Source organism: Saccharothrix sp. NBAS 001 (assembly GCF_056640475.1).
The window spans coordinates 900,539-916,099 of record NZ_CM153251.1 but is presented as its reverse complement, the minus strand read 5'-3'; the positions used below and the strand labels follow the sequence as shown (position 1 = coordinate 916,099).

16 protein-coding genes and 1 pseudogene are annotated in these 15,561 nt (G+C 71.3%); 8 read left to right on the top strand and 9 right to left on the bottom strand.

Annotation, left to right across the window (positions count from 1 at the left end; translation table 11 throughout):
* The first annotated feature begins 187 nt into the window (after positions 1-187).
* Positions 188-1,426 (top strand): alpha/beta hydrolase family protein, encoded by a 1,239-nt coding sequence (locus AC0HI0_RS04075; protein WP_480930885.1) that lies wholly within the window; start codon positions 188-190, stop codon positions 1,424-1,426.
* A gap of 315 nt (positions 1,427-1,741) precedes the next feature.
* Here AC0HI0_RS04075 and AC0HI0_RS04070 read toward each other — a convergent pair whose 3' ends face one another.
* From AC0HI0_RS04070 to AC0HI0_RS04055, 4 genes are all read right to left on the bottom strand, one after another.
* Positions 1,742-2,494 (bottom strand): YebC/PmpR family DNA-binding transcriptional regulator, encoded by a 753-nt coding sequence (locus AC0HI0_RS04070; RefSeq protein WP_480930884.1) that lies wholly within the window; start codon positions 2,492-2,494, stop codon positions 1,742-1,744.
* A gap of 18 nt (positions 2,495-2,512) precedes the next feature.
* Complete coding sequence (gene pdxT, locus AC0HI0_RS04065; protein WP_480930883.1) at positions 2,513-3,118, bottom strand: pyridoxal 5'-phosphate synthase glutaminase subunit PdxT; 606 nt, start codon at positions 3,116-3,118, stop codon at positions 2,513-2,515.
* A 104-nt stretch (positions 3,119-3,222) separates the two neighbouring features.
* Positions 3,223-4,641: an amino acid permease gene (locus tag AC0HI0_RS04060; protein ID WP_480930882.1), complete on the bottom strand. Its 1,419-nt coding sequence runs from the start codon at positions 4,639-4,641 to the stop codon at positions 3,223-3,225.
* Positions 4,642-4,653: 12 nt separating this feature from the next.
* The gene (locus AC0HI0_RS04055) at positions 4,654-5,892 is read right to left on the bottom strand and encodes a trans-sulfuration enzyme family protein (RefSeq protein WP_480930881.1); all 1,239 of its coding nucleotides are present in this window, start codon (positions 5,890-5,892) and stop codon (positions 4,654-4,656) included.
* A gap of 65 nt (positions 5,893-5,957) precedes the next feature.
* Between AC0HI0_RS04055 and AC0HI0_RS04050 the strand changes: the two genes are divergently transcribed.
* Genes AC0HI0_RS04050 through AC0HI0_RS04040 form a run of 3 tightly spaced genes read left to right on the top strand, consistent with a single transcriptional unit; the run spans position 5,958 to position 8,712 of the window.
* Positions 5,958-6,431, top strand: coding sequence for an Lrp/AsnC family transcriptional regulator (locus tag AC0HI0_RS04050; RefSeq protein ID WP_480930880.1), 474 nt, complete (start codon positions 5,958-5,960; stop codon positions 6,429-6,431).
* 36 nt (positions 6,432-6,467) lie between these two features.
* Entirely contained in the window at positions 6,468-8,315 is a 1,848-nt protein-coding gene (locus AC0HI0_RS04045) for an acyl-CoA dehydrogenase family protein (RefSeq protein WP_480930879.1), read from the top strand.
* Positions 8,316-8,334: 19 nt separating this feature from the next.
* Positions 8,335-8,712, top strand: coding sequence for a DUF6292 family protein (locus tag AC0HI0_RS04040; protein WP_480930878.1), 378 nt, complete (start codon positions 8,335-8,337; stop codon positions 8,710-8,712).
* 39 nt (positions 8,713-8,751) lie between these two features.
* Here AC0HI0_RS04040 and AC0HI0_RS04035 read toward each other — a convergent pair.
* The 3 genes and pseudogenes from AC0HI0_RS04035 to AC0HI0_RS04025 all read right to left on the bottom strand — a co-directional run.
* A pseudogene (locus AC0HI0_RS04035) lies at positions 8,752-9,136 on the bottom strand (transposase family protein); the annotation flags it as partial.
* Positions 9,137-9,164: 28 nt separating this feature from the next.
* Positions 9,165-9,473, bottom strand: a complete 309-nt coding sequence (locus tag AC0HI0_RS04030) for an AzlD domain-containing protein (protein ID WP_480930877.1) — start codon at positions 9,471-9,473, stop codon at positions 9,165-9,167.
* Entirely contained in the window at positions 9,470-10,153 is a 684-nt protein-coding gene (locus AC0HI0_RS04025; protein ID WP_480930876.1) for an AzlC family ABC transporter permease, read from the bottom strand. The genes AC0HI0_RS04030 and AC0HI0_RS04025 overlap by 4 nt, the downstream gene beginning before the upstream one ends.
* 56 nt (positions 10,154-10,209) lie before the next feature.
* Here AC0HI0_RS04025 and AC0HI0_RS04020 point away from each other — a divergent pair, with 56 nt between their 5' ends.
* Both AC0HI0_RS04020 and AC0HI0_RS04015 read left to right on the top strand, forming a co-directional pair.
* Positions 10,210-10,767: a helix-turn-helix domain-containing protein gene (locus tag AC0HI0_RS04020; RefSeq protein ID WP_480930875.1), complete on the top strand. Its 558-nt coding sequence runs from the start codon at positions 10,210-10,212 to the stop codon at positions 10,765-10,767.
* A 232-nt stretch (positions 10,768-10,999) separates the two neighbouring features.
* The gene (locus tag AC0HI0_RS04015; protein WP_480930874.1) at positions 11,000-11,266 is read left to right on the top strand and encodes a hypothetical protein; all 267 of its coding nucleotides are present in this window, start codon (positions 11,000-11,002) and stop codon (positions 11,264-11,266) included.
* A gap of 134 nt (positions 11,267-11,400) precedes the next feature.
* Here the strand turns inward: AC0HI0_RS04015 and pdxS are convergent, their stop codons facing one another.
* Positions 11,401-12,309 (bottom strand): pyridoxal 5'-phosphate synthase lyase subunit PdxS, encoded by a 909-nt coding sequence (gene pdxS, locus AC0HI0_RS04010; RefSeq protein WP_480930873.1) that lies wholly within the window; start codon positions 12,307-12,309, stop codon positions 11,401-11,403.
* 221 nt (positions 12,310-12,530) lie between these two features.
* Positions 12,531-13,373, bottom strand: coding sequence for a PaaX family transcriptional regulator C-terminal domain-containing protein (locus AC0HI0_RS04005; protein ID WP_480930872.1), 843 nt, complete (start codon positions 13,371-13,373; stop codon positions 12,531-12,533).
* A 49-nt stretch (positions 13,374-13,422) separates the two neighbouring features.
* On the opposite strand from AC0HI0_RS04005, the gene AC0HI0_RS04000 reads away from it, so the two are divergent.
* Together AC0HI0_RS04000 and AC0HI0_RS03995 are read left to right on the top strand one after the other, a co-directional pair.
* Positions 13,423-14,400 carry an alpha/beta hydrolase family protein gene (locus tag AC0HI0_RS04000; RefSeq protein WP_480930871.1) on the top strand — a complete coding sequence of 326 codons (978 nt, stop codon included), beginning with the start codon at positions 13,423-13,425 and terminating at the stop codon, positions 14,398-14,400.
* Positions 14,397-15,455, top strand: a complete 1,059-nt coding sequence (locus AC0HI0_RS03995; protein WP_480930870.1) for a saccharopine dehydrogenase NADP-binding domain-containing protein — start codon at positions 14,397-14,399, stop codon at positions 15,453-15,455. Before AC0HI0_RS04000 ends, AC0HI0_RS03995 begins: the two co-directional genes overlap by 4 nt.
* The last annotated feature ends 106 nt before the right edge of the window (positions 15,456-15,561 follow it).

Here is a 15,561-nt window from a genome sequence, read left to right as displayed (position 1 = left end):
CGGCGGGGGTGGCAGGGGTGGCCGGACGGGTGGTGTTGCCAGGGCTGCGAGTGGGGGTCAGGGTCGCCAGTTGCTTTGGTCGTGGGTTTTTCCGTCGTTGGGCGGTAGCCCGTCTCAGTCGGCAGGTTGACGCGCGCGTTGGAAAGTCCCTGTCAGCATGGCGCAGTCTGACAAGAGGGGACTACGCATGGTGTTGACACTGCGCAAACGCACGCTGGCGCTGGCCGTCGGAGTGGCTGCGGCCACGACGCTGGTGGCCGTCCCGGCGCAGGCCGCCGGGGCGCGGATCGCCCTGCCGGCGTTGAGCGGGCGGTACCAGGTCGGGACTACCGATCTGCACCTGGTGGGGTCCGGGCAGGATCCGTGGCGGCCCGAGGACAAGCGCGAGTTGATGGTCAGCGTGACGTACCCGGCTCAGCGCGGCGGCGAGCGCGCTGCCTGGATGTCGCCGGGGTACGCCCAGCGGTTCGCCGCCGACATCGCGGACCCGGACCTGCCGGCGGGTGCGGTCGACTGGGCCGCTACCAGGCGTCACGCCAGGGTTTCGCCGGCGGTGGACCGCACTCGGGGTGGGTGGCCGGTGGTGCTGTTCTCGCACGGCTACGGCAGTTCGAAAGAGTTGACGGCGACGTTGACGGACGATCTGGCCGGCCACGGCTACGTCGTGGTCTCGATCGCCCACACGCACGAGGCGTCGTGGGTGGAGTTCCCGGGCGGGAGGTTCGTCCGGGGCAGCGCGGGCACTGACCCGGTGTCGTTCAAGACCGCGTTGGACGTCCGGGTCTCGGATTCGCGGTTCGTGCTGGACGAGTTGACCCGGTTGGATCGCGGGGAGAACCCGGACGCCGAGCGGGACCCGTTGCCGCGCGGGTTGGTGGGAGCGCTCGACCTGTCGAAGGTCGGGATGTACGGGCACTCGTACGGGGGTTTCGCGGCGGGCGAGGCGATGTACTACGACCGCCGGATCGACGCGGGGATCAACCTCGACGGCGGCATGGGCATCGGTGGTGTCGGTGCGCCCGGTGAGGTGACCAAGTACGGGCTGGACCGGCCGTTCATGCTGGTGGGGGCCGACCTGGTGAACCCGGCCAACGGGCAGGAGGTCGAGCACAGCCACGTGGACACGTCGTTCGACCCGACGTGGAACCAGTTCTGGGGCAACCAGCGCGGGTGGAAGCGGGACCTGCACTTCGACGGGGCCGCGCACAGCAGCTTCACCGATTTCCAGGCCGTGGTGCCGCAGTTGGCGCGGTGGTTCTCGCCGGAGAAGAGGGCGGCGGCGGTGGGCACGATCGATTCGGGGCGGTCGTTGCGGGCCCAGCACGAGTACTTCTCGGCGTTCTTCGACCTGCACCTGAAAGGGCGGGATCGGCGGTTGTTCGACAGCGGGTCGCCGTGTTACCCGGATACGCGGTTCATCGCGTGAGGTGGGTGAAAGGGGCGATCGGGTGGAGTGGGCGAAGTGGGCGGTCGGGTGGAGTGAGAGTGCAGTGAGGGTGCGGAAGGGCTGAAAGGCGTCCTCGCCGGACGGGCTGGCCGCCGAGGATGACGGAAAAGCGGCGTCGTGTCATCCCCGTGTGGCCTGGTCTGAGACAACCACCCTTGAGTAGGGAGTGCAAGCGAAGGGCGTGCTTGCACTCCCTACTCAAGCGCGGTTCGCTGCGCGCAGGCCACACGGGGATGACACGACGCGGGGCGAGGGGTGTGCGCTGGGCGCACACCTGTTGTCACGGGTGGAGGGTCAGGCGTCTACCTCGGCCATTACCTCGTCGGAGACGTCGAAGTTCGCGAAGACGTTCTGGACGTCGTCGCAGTCTTCCAGGGCGTCGATGAGCTTGAACGTCTTCCGCGCGCCTTCGGCTTCCAGTTGCACGGTGACGGACGGGAGGAAGTTGGCTTCCGCGCTCTCGTAGTCGTAGCCGGCTTCCTGGAGGGCCTTGCGGACCGCGACCATGTCGCCGGCCTCGCTGACGACCTCGTAGCTCTCGCCCAGGTCGTTGACCTCTTCGGCGCCCGCGTCCAGGACGGCGGTGAGGACGTCGTCCTCGGACAGTTCGCCCTTCGGGACGATCACGACGCCCTTGCGGGTGAACATGTACGAGACCGAGCCCGGGTCCGCCATGCTGCCGCCGTTGCGGGTCATCGCGGTGCGGACCTCGGAGGCCGCGCGGTTGCGGTTGTCGGTGAGGCATTCCACCAGGACCGCTACGCCGTTCGGGCCGTAGCCCTCGTACATGATGGTCTGCCAGTCGGCTCCGCCGGCTTCTTCACCGCCGCCGCGCTTGCGGGCGCGTTCGATGTTGTCCAGGGGCACCGAGTTCTTGCGGGCCTTCTGGATGGCGTCGTACAGCGTCGGGTTGCCGTCCGGGTCGCTGCCGCCCGTGCGGGCGGCGACCTCGATGTTCTTGATGAGCCGCGCGAACAGCTTGCCGCGTTTGGCGTCGATTGCGGCCTTCTTGTGCTTGGTGGTCGCCCACTTTGAGTGGCCGCTCATTTCTCCTCCGTCTGATACTCAGCCCGCGGCACGGACCATGTCCACGAAATGGCGGTGCACGCGCCCGTCGCCGGTCAGTTCCGGGTGGAACGAGGTGGCGAGCACGTGCCCCTGCCGAACCGCGACGATCCTACCGGCGGCGGCTCCCGCCTCCGCGGATTCGGGGACTCGGGCGAGTACTTCCACGCCTTCTCCCACGTTTTCCACCCACGGGGCGCGGATGAACACCGCGTGCACCTCGCCCACGTCGGTGAAGTCCAGGTCCGCCTCGAAGGAGTCCACCTGCCGGCCGAACGCGTTGCGCCGCACGACGATGTCCAGCCCGCCCAGCTGGTGCTGGTCGGCCCGGCCGTCGAGGACCTGATCGGCGAGCAGGATCATGCCGGCACACGAACCGTAGGTCGGCATTCCCTCCTTGATCCGCGCGCGCAGCGGCTCCAGCAGCTCGAACGTCGCGAGCAGGCGGCTGATCGTGGTGGACTCGCCACCGGGCAGCACCACGCCGTCGACCTCGGCCAGCTCTTCCGGGCGGCGGATCGGGCGGGCCAGCACGTCGGCTTCGGCGAGGGCGACGAGATGTTCACGGACGTCGCCCTGGAGGGCGAGGACACCGACGACGGACACGGCTGGTTTTCCTCCTCGTTGAACTCCCACCAGCCTAGGTGACCGGCCCGGACGGGGTGCTCGTGGCACCCCGTCCGGGCCGGTCCGGGCCTCCCGGGGCGGTGCTAGTCGCGGGCGGCGAACCGCTCGGCGGCCTGGTGGGCCTCCGGACGGCGGGACTGCACGGCTCGCCAGCCGAGGTAGAGCACGACGGCGAGCACGGGGATGGACCAGAACGCGATCCGCTCGGGGGTGCCGGCGAAGGCCATCAGGACGATGACCAGGGCCAGGAAGCCGAGCGTGGCGTAACCGGTGTAGGGGGCACCGGGCATCCGGTAGGCCGGGCGCTCCAGTTCGCCGCGCAGGGCGGCTTGGCGGAGTTTGAGCTGGCTGACGATCAGGGTGGCCCACGTCGCGACGACGCCGAGGGAGGCGATCGCGATGGCGATGTCGAACGCCTCCTTGGGCACGAGGTAGTTCAGGACCACACCGGCCAGGTAGGCGACGGAGGTGAACAGGATGCCGCCGTAGGGCACGTGCCGGGAGTTCATCCTCCCGGTGAACGCGGGGGCCTCGCCCTTCTGCGCCAGCGACCGCAGGATGCGGCCGGTGGAGTAGAGGCCCGAGTTGCACGACGAGAGCGCGGCGGTGAGCACCACGGCGTTCATGATGTCGCCGACGGCGGGGACGCCGAGGGCGGAGAACACCGTGACGAACGGGCTTTCCGCGCCGCTGTAGAGGTTCCACGGCAGGAGCATCGCGAGCAGGAGCACGGAGCCGACGTAGAAGATGCCGATGCGGTAGACGACGCCGTTGATGGCCTTGGGCATCACCTCGCGCGGGTTGGCGGTCTCCCCCGCCGCGATGCCGACGAGTTCGACCGCCGAGTAGGCGAAGATCACGGCCTGGAGCGTCATCAGGGCGATGCCGATGCCGGCCGGGAACATGCCGCCGTTGCCGAACAGGTTGTGCGCGCCCGCCTGGTGGCCGCCGATGTCGGCGCTGCCGATCACCAGGGCCGCGCCGGTGAACAGGAACACCACCAGCGCGGTGATCTTGATGACGCTGAACCAGAACTCCAGTTCGCCGAACAGCTTGACCGACACCAGGTTGATGCCGACGAGCGCGCCGAGGGCGATCAGCGCCGTGATCCACTGCGGGACGTCCGGCAGCCAGCGGTGCACGTAGATGGCGACGGCGGTGATCTCGGCGATCCCGGTCATCGCCCAGTTCACCCAGTACATCCACCCGGAGGTGAATCCGGCCCACGGGCCGATGAACTCGCGGGCGTATTCCACGAAACTGCCGGCGGTGGGCCGGTGCAGGACCAATTCGCCCAGTGCGCGCATCACGAAGAACGCGGCGATTCCGCAGGCGGCGTACGCGAACACGAGGGCGGGACCGGCCTGGGCGAGTCTCCCGCCCGCGCCCAGGAACAGTCCGACTCCGATGGCGCCGCCGATGGCGATCATCTGCACCTGGCGTTTCGACAGCGCTTTGGTGTAGCCGTCGGCGTCCGGCTCCATTGCCCTCTGCTCATTCATGGTGGCCGAACGTTAGTGGCTCCCGGTGAGGGTGTGGAATTGGCTTGAGGAAGATTTGATGTAATGAGTGTCACAGGCGCTTCGGGGTTTGGGCGTCGGGCTTTTCGAGAGGGCCTGGTCCAGGTCGTCCCAGAGGTCCTCGACGTCTTCGAGCCCGGCGCTCAGGCGCAGCAGGTTGTCCGAAACGCCACTGGCTTGGCGGTCCGCCGCGGGGACCAGGCGGTGGGTGAGGGCCGCGGGGTGCTCGATGAGGGTGTCGACCGAGCCGAGGCTGACCGCCGGGGTGATCAGGCGCAGTCTGCGGACCAGGGCGGTGGGGTCGTCGGCGGTGGTGAAGGCGAGCATCGCGCCGGGGCCGCGCAGTTGGCTGCCCAGGAGGGGGTCGGCGGTGAGGCTGGGGTGGTTGACCTGGGTGGTCGCCCGGTGCTGGACGAGGCGGGCCGCGAGTTCCGTCGCGGTTCGTTGGGCCGCTTCGACGCGCAGGGGAAGGGTCGCCAGTCCTCGGTGGAGCAGGTAGCCGCCGAGGGGGTGAAGCACGGCACCGGTGATGATCCTGATCTGGCGCAGTGCTGTGGCGTCCGATTCGGCGCACGCGACCACACCGCCCAGGACGTCTCCGTGACCACCCAGGTATTTGGTGCCGGAGTGCAGCACGTAGGTCGCGCCCAGGATTGCCGGGTTTTGCAGGACCGGTGTCGCGAAGGTGTTGTCGACCATCACCGGAACGCGGCCGGCCTGGGTGGTGATGTGGTTGATGTCGATGAGGTCGAGATTGGGGTTGGCCGGGGTTTCCAGGACCACCAGACCGGTTTCCGGGGTGATGGCGGCTTCGACGTTGTCAGGGGTGGTGTAGGTGGTGTGGACACCCAGGAGATTGGACGAAAGGAGGTGGTCGGTGCCGCCGTAGAGCGGCCTTACGGCCACCACGTGCGGTTTGCCGGCCATTACGCACGCGGCCTGGATTACGGCGGTCACGGCGGCCATTCCGCTGCCGAAGGCCACTGCGGCTTCGGTCAGTTCGAGTGCGGCCAGTGCGTTTTCGAACCTGGCCACGGTGGGGTTGTGCAGGCGTGAGTAGACCGGTGAGGTGGCGTGCGCGGCACCTTCGGCCAGGGCTTGCAGGGCTTCGCCGCCCTCGGCCTGGTCGGGCACGGGGTAGGTGGTCGACAGGTCGATCGGGGGTGCGTGCACGCCCAGTTCCGCGAGGTCGTCGCGTCCACCGTGCACCGCCGTCGTCCGCAAGCGTGTCATGGGCGGATCGTGGACTTCTCGTCGGTCGTGTGGGGATGATTCCGCAGGGTGTTCGACGGGATGGGGTGTTGGCCGCTGTGGATTCGGTGGACGCCGCGATCGTGCGGGAGTTGCAGAAGGACGCTCGGCTGCCCAACAAGGAGCTGGCCGAGCGGGTGAACGTGGCCGCCTCGACGTGCGTGGTGCGGCACCGGGCGCTGCGGGATCGGGGCGTGATCACCGGGTACCACGCGGAGGTGGACCTGGCGGCGGTCGGGCGGCCGGTGCAGGCCGTCATCGCGGTGCGGGTCCGGCCGCACACGCGGGCCGTCGTGGAGCCGTTCATGGAGTACGTGCTGTCGCTGCCGGAGGTGCTGGCGGTGTCGCACGTGGCGGGGCCGGAGGACTTCCTGGTGCACGTGGCCGTTGCCGACACGGCTCATCTGCAACGGCTGGTGCTCGACCGGTTCACGACGCGGCGCGAGGTGAGCGAGTTGCACACGAACCTGCTGTTCCAGCACGTCCGCAAGCACACCGTGCCGCCGACCACAGTGGAGTGAGCGGCGGCGGAGTCCGCGGTGTGTTAGCAATTCGCCATGGCTGACGCACTCCGTGATCTGCTGGACGGTCGCTGGGCGGACCTCCGCCGCGCCTCGCTGGACCTGCTCGGGAAGGTGGAGCCGGCCGGTGAGCTGGAGCGGGAGGAGTACCGGGCCTGGGTGTGGGAGCAGCTGCGGGTGCTGGCCGCCGGCGGGCACCCGTTGATCGGCTTCCCGGCGGAGTACGGCGGGCGCGACGACGTCGGCGGCTCGGTGGTGGCGTTCGAGGTGCTGGGGTTCGGCGACCTGTCGTTGATGGTGAAGGCCGGCGTGCAGTGGGGGCTGTTCGGCGGGGCGGTGCAGGCGTTGGGCACGCGGGAGCACCACGAGCTGCTTCCGGCGATCATGAGCCTGGAGTTGCCCGGCTGCTTCGCGATGACGGAGTCCGGGCACGGGTCGGACGTGCAGCACCTGCGGACCACGGCCACCTACGACGTCGAGGCGCAGGAGTTCGTCGTGCACACGCCGGACGTGTCGGCGCGTAAGGACTACATCGGCAACGCCGCGCGGGACGGGCGGATGGCCGTGGTGTTCGCGCAGTTGGTGACGGGCGGCACCGCGCACGGCGTGCACGCGCTGCTGGTGCCGATCCGGGACGGGTCGGGCGCGCCGATGCCGGGTGTGCGGATCGAGGACTGCGGGCCCAAGGCCGGGTTGAACGGCGTGGACAACGGGCGGTTGTGGTTCGACCAGGTCCGGGTGCCACGTTCGGCGCTGTTGGACCGGTACGGGTCGGTGTCGGCGGACGGCGGGTACACCAGCCCGGTCGAGGGGGACGGGCGGCGGTTCTTCACCATGCTCGGCACGTTGGTGCGCGGGCGGATCAGCGTCGCGGGCGGCGCGGGCAGCGCGACGAAGAAGGCGCTGACCATCGCGATCCGGTACGGGCTGACCCGGCGGCAGTTCACCCGGCCGGACTCCGGCGAGGAGGTCGTGGTGCTGGACTACCTGGCCCACCAGCGGCGGCTGCTGCCCGCGCTGGCCACGACCTACGCCCTGCACTTCGCGCAGGAGGAGCTGGTGTCGGCGCTGCACGACGTGGCCGACGACCGGGCGCAGCGGGAACTGGAGTCGCGGGCGGCGGGGCTGAAGGCGGTCGCGACCTGGCACGCCACGGCGACCATCCAGGCGTGCCGGGAGGCGTGCGGCGGGGCCGGGTACCTGGGCGAGAACCTGCTGGCCGGGTTGAAGGCCGACACGGACGTGTTCACCACGTTCGAGGGCGACAACACGGTGTTGCTGCAACTGGTGGCGAAGGGGTTGCTGACCAGCTACCGCGACCACGTGGGCGACCTGGACCCGTTGGGCATGGCGCGGTTCGTGGCCGACCAGTTCGTCGGGGTGGTGATCGAGCGGACGGCGGCGCGGGCGATCATCGACCGGCTGGTCAGCGGCAGTTCCGAGGCGTTGCTCGACCGGGGTTGGCAGTTGCGGCAGTTCGAGGACCGCGAGCGGCACGTGCTGGAGGGGTTGGCGCGGCGGTTGCGGCGGGCCACCGCCGAGGACGCGTTCGACGTGTTCAACGCCGCGCAGGACCACGTGCTGCACGCCGCGAGGGCGCACGTCGACCGGGTCGTGCTGGAGGCGTTCGTGGCGGCCGTCGACCGGTGCGCGGACCCGGCGGACGCGGCGCTGTTGGACACCGTGTGCGACCTGTACGCGCTGAGCACGATCGAGGCGGACCGGGCGTGGTTCCTGGAACACGGCAGGCTGACGACGGCGCGGTCGAAGGCCGTGACGCAGGCTGTGAACGAGCTGTGCGCCGGTTTGCGCCCGAACGCGCGGCGTCTGGTGGACGCCCTCGGCGTGCCCGAGGGCTGGCTGGCGGCACCGATCATCGGCTGATCGGGACAGAATGGTCCGTATGGACGAGCTGACCGTAGGACTGGCCGGATATGTGCAGGCCGTCGCAGAACAGGTCGGCGTGCCGCCCGAAGGCACGGAGTACGAGGTCAGCGACACCGCGACCGCGTACCTGGGGCTCGCCGAGCGCGCCGGCCCCGACCTGATGCTGTTGTGGAGCGAGCTGCACGGCTGGTCGATAGCCGTGGAGACCGACCCCACCGAACCGCCTGAGGTGCTGGCCCGATTGGGCGTGTCGCTGGTGCCGCCGCCGCGCGCGGTGGCGGCGTTCGTGGAGGACGTGCTGGCGGGCAAGCGGGGCAGCAGCCGTCCGGCGGCGGACGACGGCCGGGACGCGTTGACCGCGCGGCTGCGCCCGTACGTGCGGGACCGGGATTAGATGATTGATTCCAAGGGCCCGGCGCAGCAGGACGAGGCCGGCCCAGGTCGGGGCGAACCCGACCGGCAGCCCGCCCGGCGTGCGGACCAGGTGCTGGCGCGGGCCCCGAAACCAGCGGGAAGGGGAAGCGCAGTAGCCGTACTGCGCCCACCCTGCAAGGTCCGGGCGTTTCGCGGTCTCCCGGGAACGGCCGCATTCCACCCCGGACGCCTTGCGCAGCCGCTTGTTGTTGTAGCCGGGTTGGCGGGGCAGGTACCGGAACAGGTGCCCCGGGTGTGCGCGGGCGTGGCGCAGCCACCTGGCCTCGGAGGTGGACCCGAGCAGTGCCCGCATCACCGCCGGGGTGACCGGCTCCGCATCGGTCAACCCGGAGTCGGATGCCGACCCCCGGACGCCACGGGGTCAGATGCGGCGCGGCCTTCAGCAGGTGCCCACCCCTGGGAATCGATCATCTAGGCGACGCCGGCGAACCGCAGGCCGGCGGTCGTGGCGGCGGCGATGATCACCACGACCACGAACGGCGCTTTGCGCCACGCGGCCAGCCCGCCGACCAGCACGCCCGCCGGCAGCGCCCAGCCGGCGAACCCCTGGCCCTTGGTCAGCGCGGCGGTCGCGACGAGCGCGACCAGCAGCACGGTGGCCGACGAGGACAGCAGTTCCCGGGCCTTTTCGGGGATGGTGAGCCGGTCCCGCAGCAGCGGGCCGGCCAGCCGGAACGCGAACGTGCCCGCAGCGAGCACCAGGACGGCGGCCAGGGTCACGCCGGCACCTCCTTCCTGGTGGTGAGCGCGACCGCCAGACCGCCCAGGGCGAGCAGCACCGGCAGGCCGGCGGGCAGGTACGGGGTGGCGGCCAGGGCGATCGCCGAGCCGAGCAGGGCCGCGTGCCGGGTGCGCCGGTCCTTCAGGGCGGGCAGGGTCAGCGCGAGCAGGGCCGCCGGGAACGCCGCGTCCAGCCCGAACGCGCCGGGGTCGCCGATCGCCTGGCCCACCAGCGCGCCGGCGACCACGGCGACGTTCCACGCGCCGAACAGCGCGATGCCGCAGGACCAGTAGGCGGCGCGGGCGCGCGCCGGGTCGCGCTGGGCGAGCGCGAACGCGACGGTCTCGTCGATCAGCAGGTGGCTGCCGACGATCCGGGCGACCAGACCCCGGCCGAGCACGTCGCCGACCGCCAGGCCGAAGGGCAGGTGCCGGGCGTTGAGCACCAGCCCGGCCAGCACCGCGGCGGCCGGGCTGCCGCCGGCGGCGACGATGCCGACCGCCATGAACTGCGAGCCACCGGCGAAGACCAGCAGCGACATGACCACGGGCAGCCACCAGGGCAGGCCGGCGGCCACCGCGATCGCGCCGAAGGAGGCACCGTTGACCGCAGCGCCGGCGGCCACCGCGACGACGTCACGCAGCAGGCCGTTGTCCAGGGTTCGCCATATCGAACGCATCGTCTTCTACGATGAACAGTGAGGGACTGTTCGTCAAGACGAACGATTGGACTGTCATGCCGAACACAGGGGCACCGCTGGAGGTCATCGCCGCGTCGTTGCGGCGGGAGCGGGAGCGCGTGGGACTGTCGTTGAGCGAGTTGGCGAAGCGGGCGGGGGTCGCGAAGTCGACGTTGTCGCAGTTGGAGGGCGGGAGCGGCAACCCGAGCGTGGAGACCCTGTGGGCGCTGGGGGTCGCGCTGGGGGTCCCGTTCAGCCGGCTGGTGGACCCGCCCGCCGCCCGGGTTCAGGTGATCCGGGCCGGCGAGGGGCCGTCGATCTACTCGGAGCGGTCGCACTACACGGCGACGCTGCTGGCCTCGTGCCCACCGGGGGCGCGGCGCGACATCTACCTGCTGCACGTCGAACCGGGCGCGCCGCGCGAGTCGGAGCCGCACATGCCGGGGACGGTCGAGCACCTGATCGTGAGCCGGGGACGGGTGACGGCGGGGCCGCAGAGCAATCCCGTGGAACTCGGCGAGGGCGACTACATGCTGTACCCGGGCGACGTGCCGCACACGTGCGCGGCGTTGGAACCGGGCACGGCGGTGGTGATGGTGATGGAGCACGTGTAGAACACGCGTTCGAGCGACTGCGTTCAACACGGGAATTCGCCGACAAGGCCTGCATGCACACTGGGCCGGGCGGGCATGTCGCTCACGGCCTGCCTTCGCAACACGATCTTCGAGATGGCGGCCCACCCGACCATGGAGGAATGGGCCGAACGAGCGACGGATCGAGCTGGGGCGTCGATCGGGACACGGTCGTCGATGCGCTCCGAGAGGTCCGGGCCGGGGAGGTCGAGAAGTGAACCCGACCATCGTGGTCGACTGCTCGGCGCTGATCGAGATCGTCGCGGCCGGAACCCCGGACCGGGTGCTGTTGCGCCGGTTGTCCACTTCGACCGCGACCGCGCCCGCGCTCATCGACGCCGAAGCCCTGGGCGTGCTGCGCCGCCTGGAACGGATCGAGGCGCTGACCACAGCGGAAGCCGGCACGGCAATGCCATGGTCCACGCCGCGCCCGTCGACCGGGCACCGCTGCGGCCACTTGTCGAACGTGCCTGGCAGCTGAACGTCCCGCTGATCACGTGTGACGCGAAGCTCGCCGGGGCGAACGGCCACCAGGTCGACGTCGAACTCTTCGCGGTGTCCTGAAACGCACGACGGCCCGCGGGACCGGAGTCCTGCGGGCCGCCGTCGAAGTGCCTACCAGCCGCGCTCGGCCAGGCGGTGCGGCTGCGGGATCTCGTCCACGTTGATGCCCACCATCGCCTCGCCCAGGCCGCGCGAGACCTTGGCCAGCACGTCCGGGTCGTCGTAGAACGTCGTCGCCTTGACGATCGCCTCGGCGCGCTGGGCCGGGTTGCCGGACTTGAAGATGCCCGAACCCACGAACACGCCCTCGGCGCCGAGCTGCATCATCATCGCCGCGTCGGCCGGGGTGGCGATGCCGCCGGCGGTGAACAGCACGACCGGCAGCTTGCCGGCCTCCGCCACCTCGCGGACCAGCTCGTACGGGGCCTGGAGTTCCTTCGCGGCCACGAACAGCTCGTCCGCCGGGAGGTTCTGCAACCGCAGCAGCTCCGCGCGGATCTTGCGCATGTGCGTGGTCGCGTTGGACACGTCGCCGGTGCCCGCCTCGCCCTTCGAGCGGATCATCGCGGCACCCTCGGTGATCCGGCGCAGGGCCTCGCCGAGGTTGGTCGCGCCGCACACGAACGGCACGGTGAACTGCCACTTGTCGATGTGGTTGGCGTAGTCGGCCGGGGTCAGCACCTCGGACTCGTCGACGTAGTCCACGCCTAGCGACTGGAGGACCTGGGCCTCCACGAAGTGCCCGATCCGGGCCTTAGCCATGACCGGGATGGAGACCGCCGAGATGATGCCGTCGATCATGTCCGGGTCGCTCATCCGGGACACGCCGCCCTGCGCGCGGATGTCGGCGGGCACGCGCTCCAGCGCCATGACGGCCACCGCGCCGGCGTCCTCGGCGATCTTGGCCTGCTCGGCGTTGACCACGTCCATGATCACGCCGCCCTTGAGCATCTCCGCCATGCCGCGCTTGACGCGGGCGGTGCCGGTGACGTGGGTACCGGAGTCGGATGAAGTGGTCACGGCCAACCTTTCCACTGAGTGAACGACGCCCACATCGTACGTCCCACGTGGACCGCCCCGGCAGGCCAATCCGGCACGTTCTCAGCAGGCCACTCGATGCACAACCGCTGGTAGTGGCCTACGCCACCCCGACACCTCGGACAGCGAGTGGAACACCGCGAACCCCCGTTCGGCGGCTTGCCGCGGCATCGCGCCGCGGGCCCGCAGCGCGGCGTCGTCCGTCAACGGAGGACTTCGACGGCGTCGTCGTACATGCGGAACAGCGCCGGCAGCCGGTCGGACCGCCCGGCCAGCTCCGACCAGCAGCGCGCCACCAGCGCCCGGGCCTGCGCGCCGACCCACGGCTGCGGCAGCAGCACCGGCGGCAGCAGCGGATCGGGCTCGACGGCCCGGGTGAACTCGGCGGCCAGTTCCACCGCGATGCGCAGCAGGTCGACCCTCGACGCGTGCTCCACCAGTCGGCGCAACCGGACCCGCGCGACCTCGGCCAGCCGCTCGTGGCGGGCGGCGATCTCGTCCAGCGGCCACAGCCGCGCAGCCAGGGCGGTCGGCGAGCGCTCCCGTCCGACGCGCAGGTCCGCGCTGCTCAGGAACGTGACGGCGGACAGCACGCCGAGCTGCGCGGCCTCGCCCTCGACCAACTCCTCCCACTCGTGCGGCGACACGTACAGGCCGCCGTGCAGGGCCGCGCCGCCCAACCGCACGATCGCGTCGCGCAGCGCGTCCCGCGCGGCCCGCTGCGACTCCGGGACGGCGAACGCGACCAGGTGCCACGTGCCGTCCCACGTCACCTGCCCCGCGTCCTGCCGGTACATGAACCGGACGAACTCGATGTCCGGCTCGGCGGCGCGCCGCGCGTGCGGCGTCATCCGGAGCACGGCCTGACGCCCTCGGCCCTCGACGGTGAACTTCTCCTCCGCGACCAGCCGCTTCACGCACAGCCGCACCTGCTGGTCGCTCATCCCCAGCTCGCCCGCGACCTCGTACAACTCCCCCGCGTCGACCGTGCCGTCCACGCCCACGAGGGCTTCGACGACGGTCCGGGTGGGCACCTCGACGTCCATGTGTTCAAATCTACTACGTTCGTAGGAGAAACGATAGTTGTGGAGGTCGATGGTGAAGCGGTGGTTGCTCGGCGTGCTCGTCGGGCTGGTGGTGCTCGGGATCGCGGGCGGGGGCTGGGTGGTCTACCAGCACTCCTACGACCTGCGCGAGGAGCGCGTGGAGATCGGGGACCTGCGTGGCGTGCTGGCGCTCCCGGAGACCGGCGAACGGCACGGGCTGGTGGTGTTCGTGCACGGCGACGGGCCGATCGACGCGACCCACGAGACGTTCTACCGGCCGATCTGGGAGGCGTTCGCCAGAGCCGGGTACGCGTCGCTGTCCTGGGACAAGCCCGGGGTGAACGGCGCGCCGGGCAACTGGCTGCACCAGACCATGGCCGACCGGGTGCGGGAGACGCTGGACGCGGTCGCCTGGGCGAAGGGGCGACCGGAGATCGACCCGGACCGGATCGGCCTGTGGGGCGCCAGCCAGGCGGGCTGGGTGCTGCCCGCGGCGGCCCGACACCCGGACGTCGGGTTCGTGATCGCGGTCGGCCCGGCGGTGAACTGGCACCGGCAGGGCCGGTTCAACCTGCTCGCCGAACTGGCCGAGCGGGGCGCGCCGGCCGAGGAGGTCGCCGCCGCGCTGGCCGCGCGCGAGACGACGCTGGACCTCCTGCGGCGCGGGTCGACGTTCGAGGAGTACCGGGCGGCGGTGGGCGACACCGACCTGACGGCCGACCGGTGGCGGTTCATCCTGGCCAACCACGAGTCCGACGCGACGGCGGACCTGGCCCGGGTCGAGGTGCCGACCCTACTGGTGCTCGGCGGGCGGGACGTGAACGTAGACGTCGCCGACACCGAGGCGGGCTACCGCCGGCTGGTCCGACGCCTGGAGGTGCGGACCTACCCCGAGGGCACGCACGGCATCACCTATGCCGACCGGGGCGAGTTCGCCACGACGGCGGTGGCGATCGCCGCGCCGCGCGCGCTGTTCGTGGACGGCTACCTCGACGACATGCGGCGGTTCCTGGAGGGGCTGCGGTGAAGGTCGTGGCGCTGGGCGGCGCGGGGGCGGTGGGTGCGGTCGCGGCACGGGTCGCGGCGGCGCTGCCGGGCGTGACCGAGGTGGTGGTGGCCGACCTCGCGGGCGGGGTCCGGGTGGACGTGGCGGACGGGGCCGCGCTGCGGGAGCTGCTCGCGCCCGCCGACGTCGTGCTGAACGCGGTCGGGCCGTTCTACCGGTTCGGGCCGGCCGTGCTGCGGGCCGCGATCGACACCGGCACCGACTACCTGGACGTCTGCGACGACTGGGAGCCGGTCGACGGGCTGTTCGCGCTGGACGGCGCGGCGCGGGCGGCCGGGGTGCGGGCGGTGGTCGGCATGGGCGCGAGCCCCGGCGCGAGCAACCTGCTCGCGGCGCTGGCCGTGCGCGAGCTGGGCACCGTCGAGGTGCTGCACACGGCGTGGCCGGCGGACGGGTCGCTGGACGGGCGGGTGAGCGCGGCGGTCGAGCACTGGATGAAGCAGGTCAGCGGCGAGATCGCGGTGGTCGAGGGCGGTGCGGTGGTCGCCCGGCCGCCGCTGCGGCCGGTCCGGCTGGAGCTGCCGGGTGGGCTCGCCGGCACCGCGCACACCGTCGGCCACCCGGAGCCGGTGCTGTTCCACCGGACGTTCCGGCCGGTCACGTCCACCACGCTGATGGTCGCCCCGCCGGCCACGATCGCCTACCTGGACGTGCTGCGCCGCGACATCGACGCGGGCCGGCTCACCCCGCGGACCGCCGCCGAGGCGCTGGTCCGCCCCGGCGCGTGGCGCGTGCTGAGGTCGTCGGCCAAGCGGTTCACCGGGCCCGGCACGCTGCCGCCGTTCTTCGCGGTGGCCGCCGGCGGCGGGCGGACGGCGGTGGCCCGGCTCGACCTCGCCCGGCTGTCGGACGACGTGGGCGAGGCGACCGGCCTGCCGTTGGCGCTGGGCCTGGCCCAGCTCGGCGGGATCGCGCCGGGCGTGCACCCGCCGGAGGCGGTGGTCGACCCGGACCGGTTCTTCGCCGACCTCGCCCGGCACCACCCGGACGTGACGGTGGACGTCCGGACGTCGTGACGCTGCGTAGCTCCCGTCCGGGTTCCTCCTGCCGGGTTGGAGGTACCCGCTTGGTCTTGTCCCATCGCCGCCGTAGGTGTGAGATCGAACACTAAACACTTGTGGA

Excerpts from the sequence above, each read along its gene's own strand:
- AC0HI0_RS04000 (WP_480930871.1), top strand. The coding sequence starts at position 13,423 with ATGGTGAAGCGGTGGTTGCTCGGCGTGCTCGTCGGGCTGGTGGTGCTC.
- AC0HI0_RS04020 (WP_480930875.1), top strand. The coding sequence starts at position 10,210 with ATGCCGAACACAGGGGCACCGCTGGAGGTCATCGCCGCGTCGTTGCGG.
- AC0HI0_RS04075 (WP_480930885.1), top strand. The coding sequence starts at position 188 with ATGGTGTTGACACTGCGCAAACGCACGCTGGCGCTGGCCGTCGGAGTG.
- AC0HI0_RS04060 (WP_480930882.1), bottom strand. The coding sequence starts at position 4,641 with ATGAATGAGCAGAGGGCAATGGAGCCGGACGCCGACGGCTACACCAAA.
- AC0HI0_RS04025 (WP_480930876.1), bottom strand. The coding sequence starts at position 10,153 with ATGCGTTCGATATGGCGAACCCTGGACAACGGCCTGCTGCGTGACGTC.
- AC0HI0_RS04055 (WP_480930881.1), bottom strand. The coding sequence starts at position 5,892 with ATGACACGCTTGCGGACGACGGCGGTGCACGGTGGACGCGACGACCTC.
- AC0HI0_RS04045 (WP_480930879.1), top strand. The coding sequence starts at position 6,468 with ATGGCTGACGCACTCCGTGATCTGCTGGACGGTCGCTGGGCGGACCTC.
- AC0HI0_RS04005 (WP_480930872.1), bottom strand. The coding sequence starts at position 13,373 with ATGGACGTCGAGGTGCCCACCCGGACCGTCGTCGAAGCCCTCGTGGGC.
- AC0HI0_RS04070 (WP_480930884.1), bottom strand. The coding sequence starts at position 2,494 with ATGAGCGGCCACTCAAAGTGGGCGACCACCAAGCACAAGAAGGCCGCA.
- AC0HI0_RS04040 (WP_480930878.1), top strand. The coding sequence starts at position 8,335 with ATGGACGAGCTGACCGTAGGACTGGCCGGATATGTGCAGGCCGTCGCA.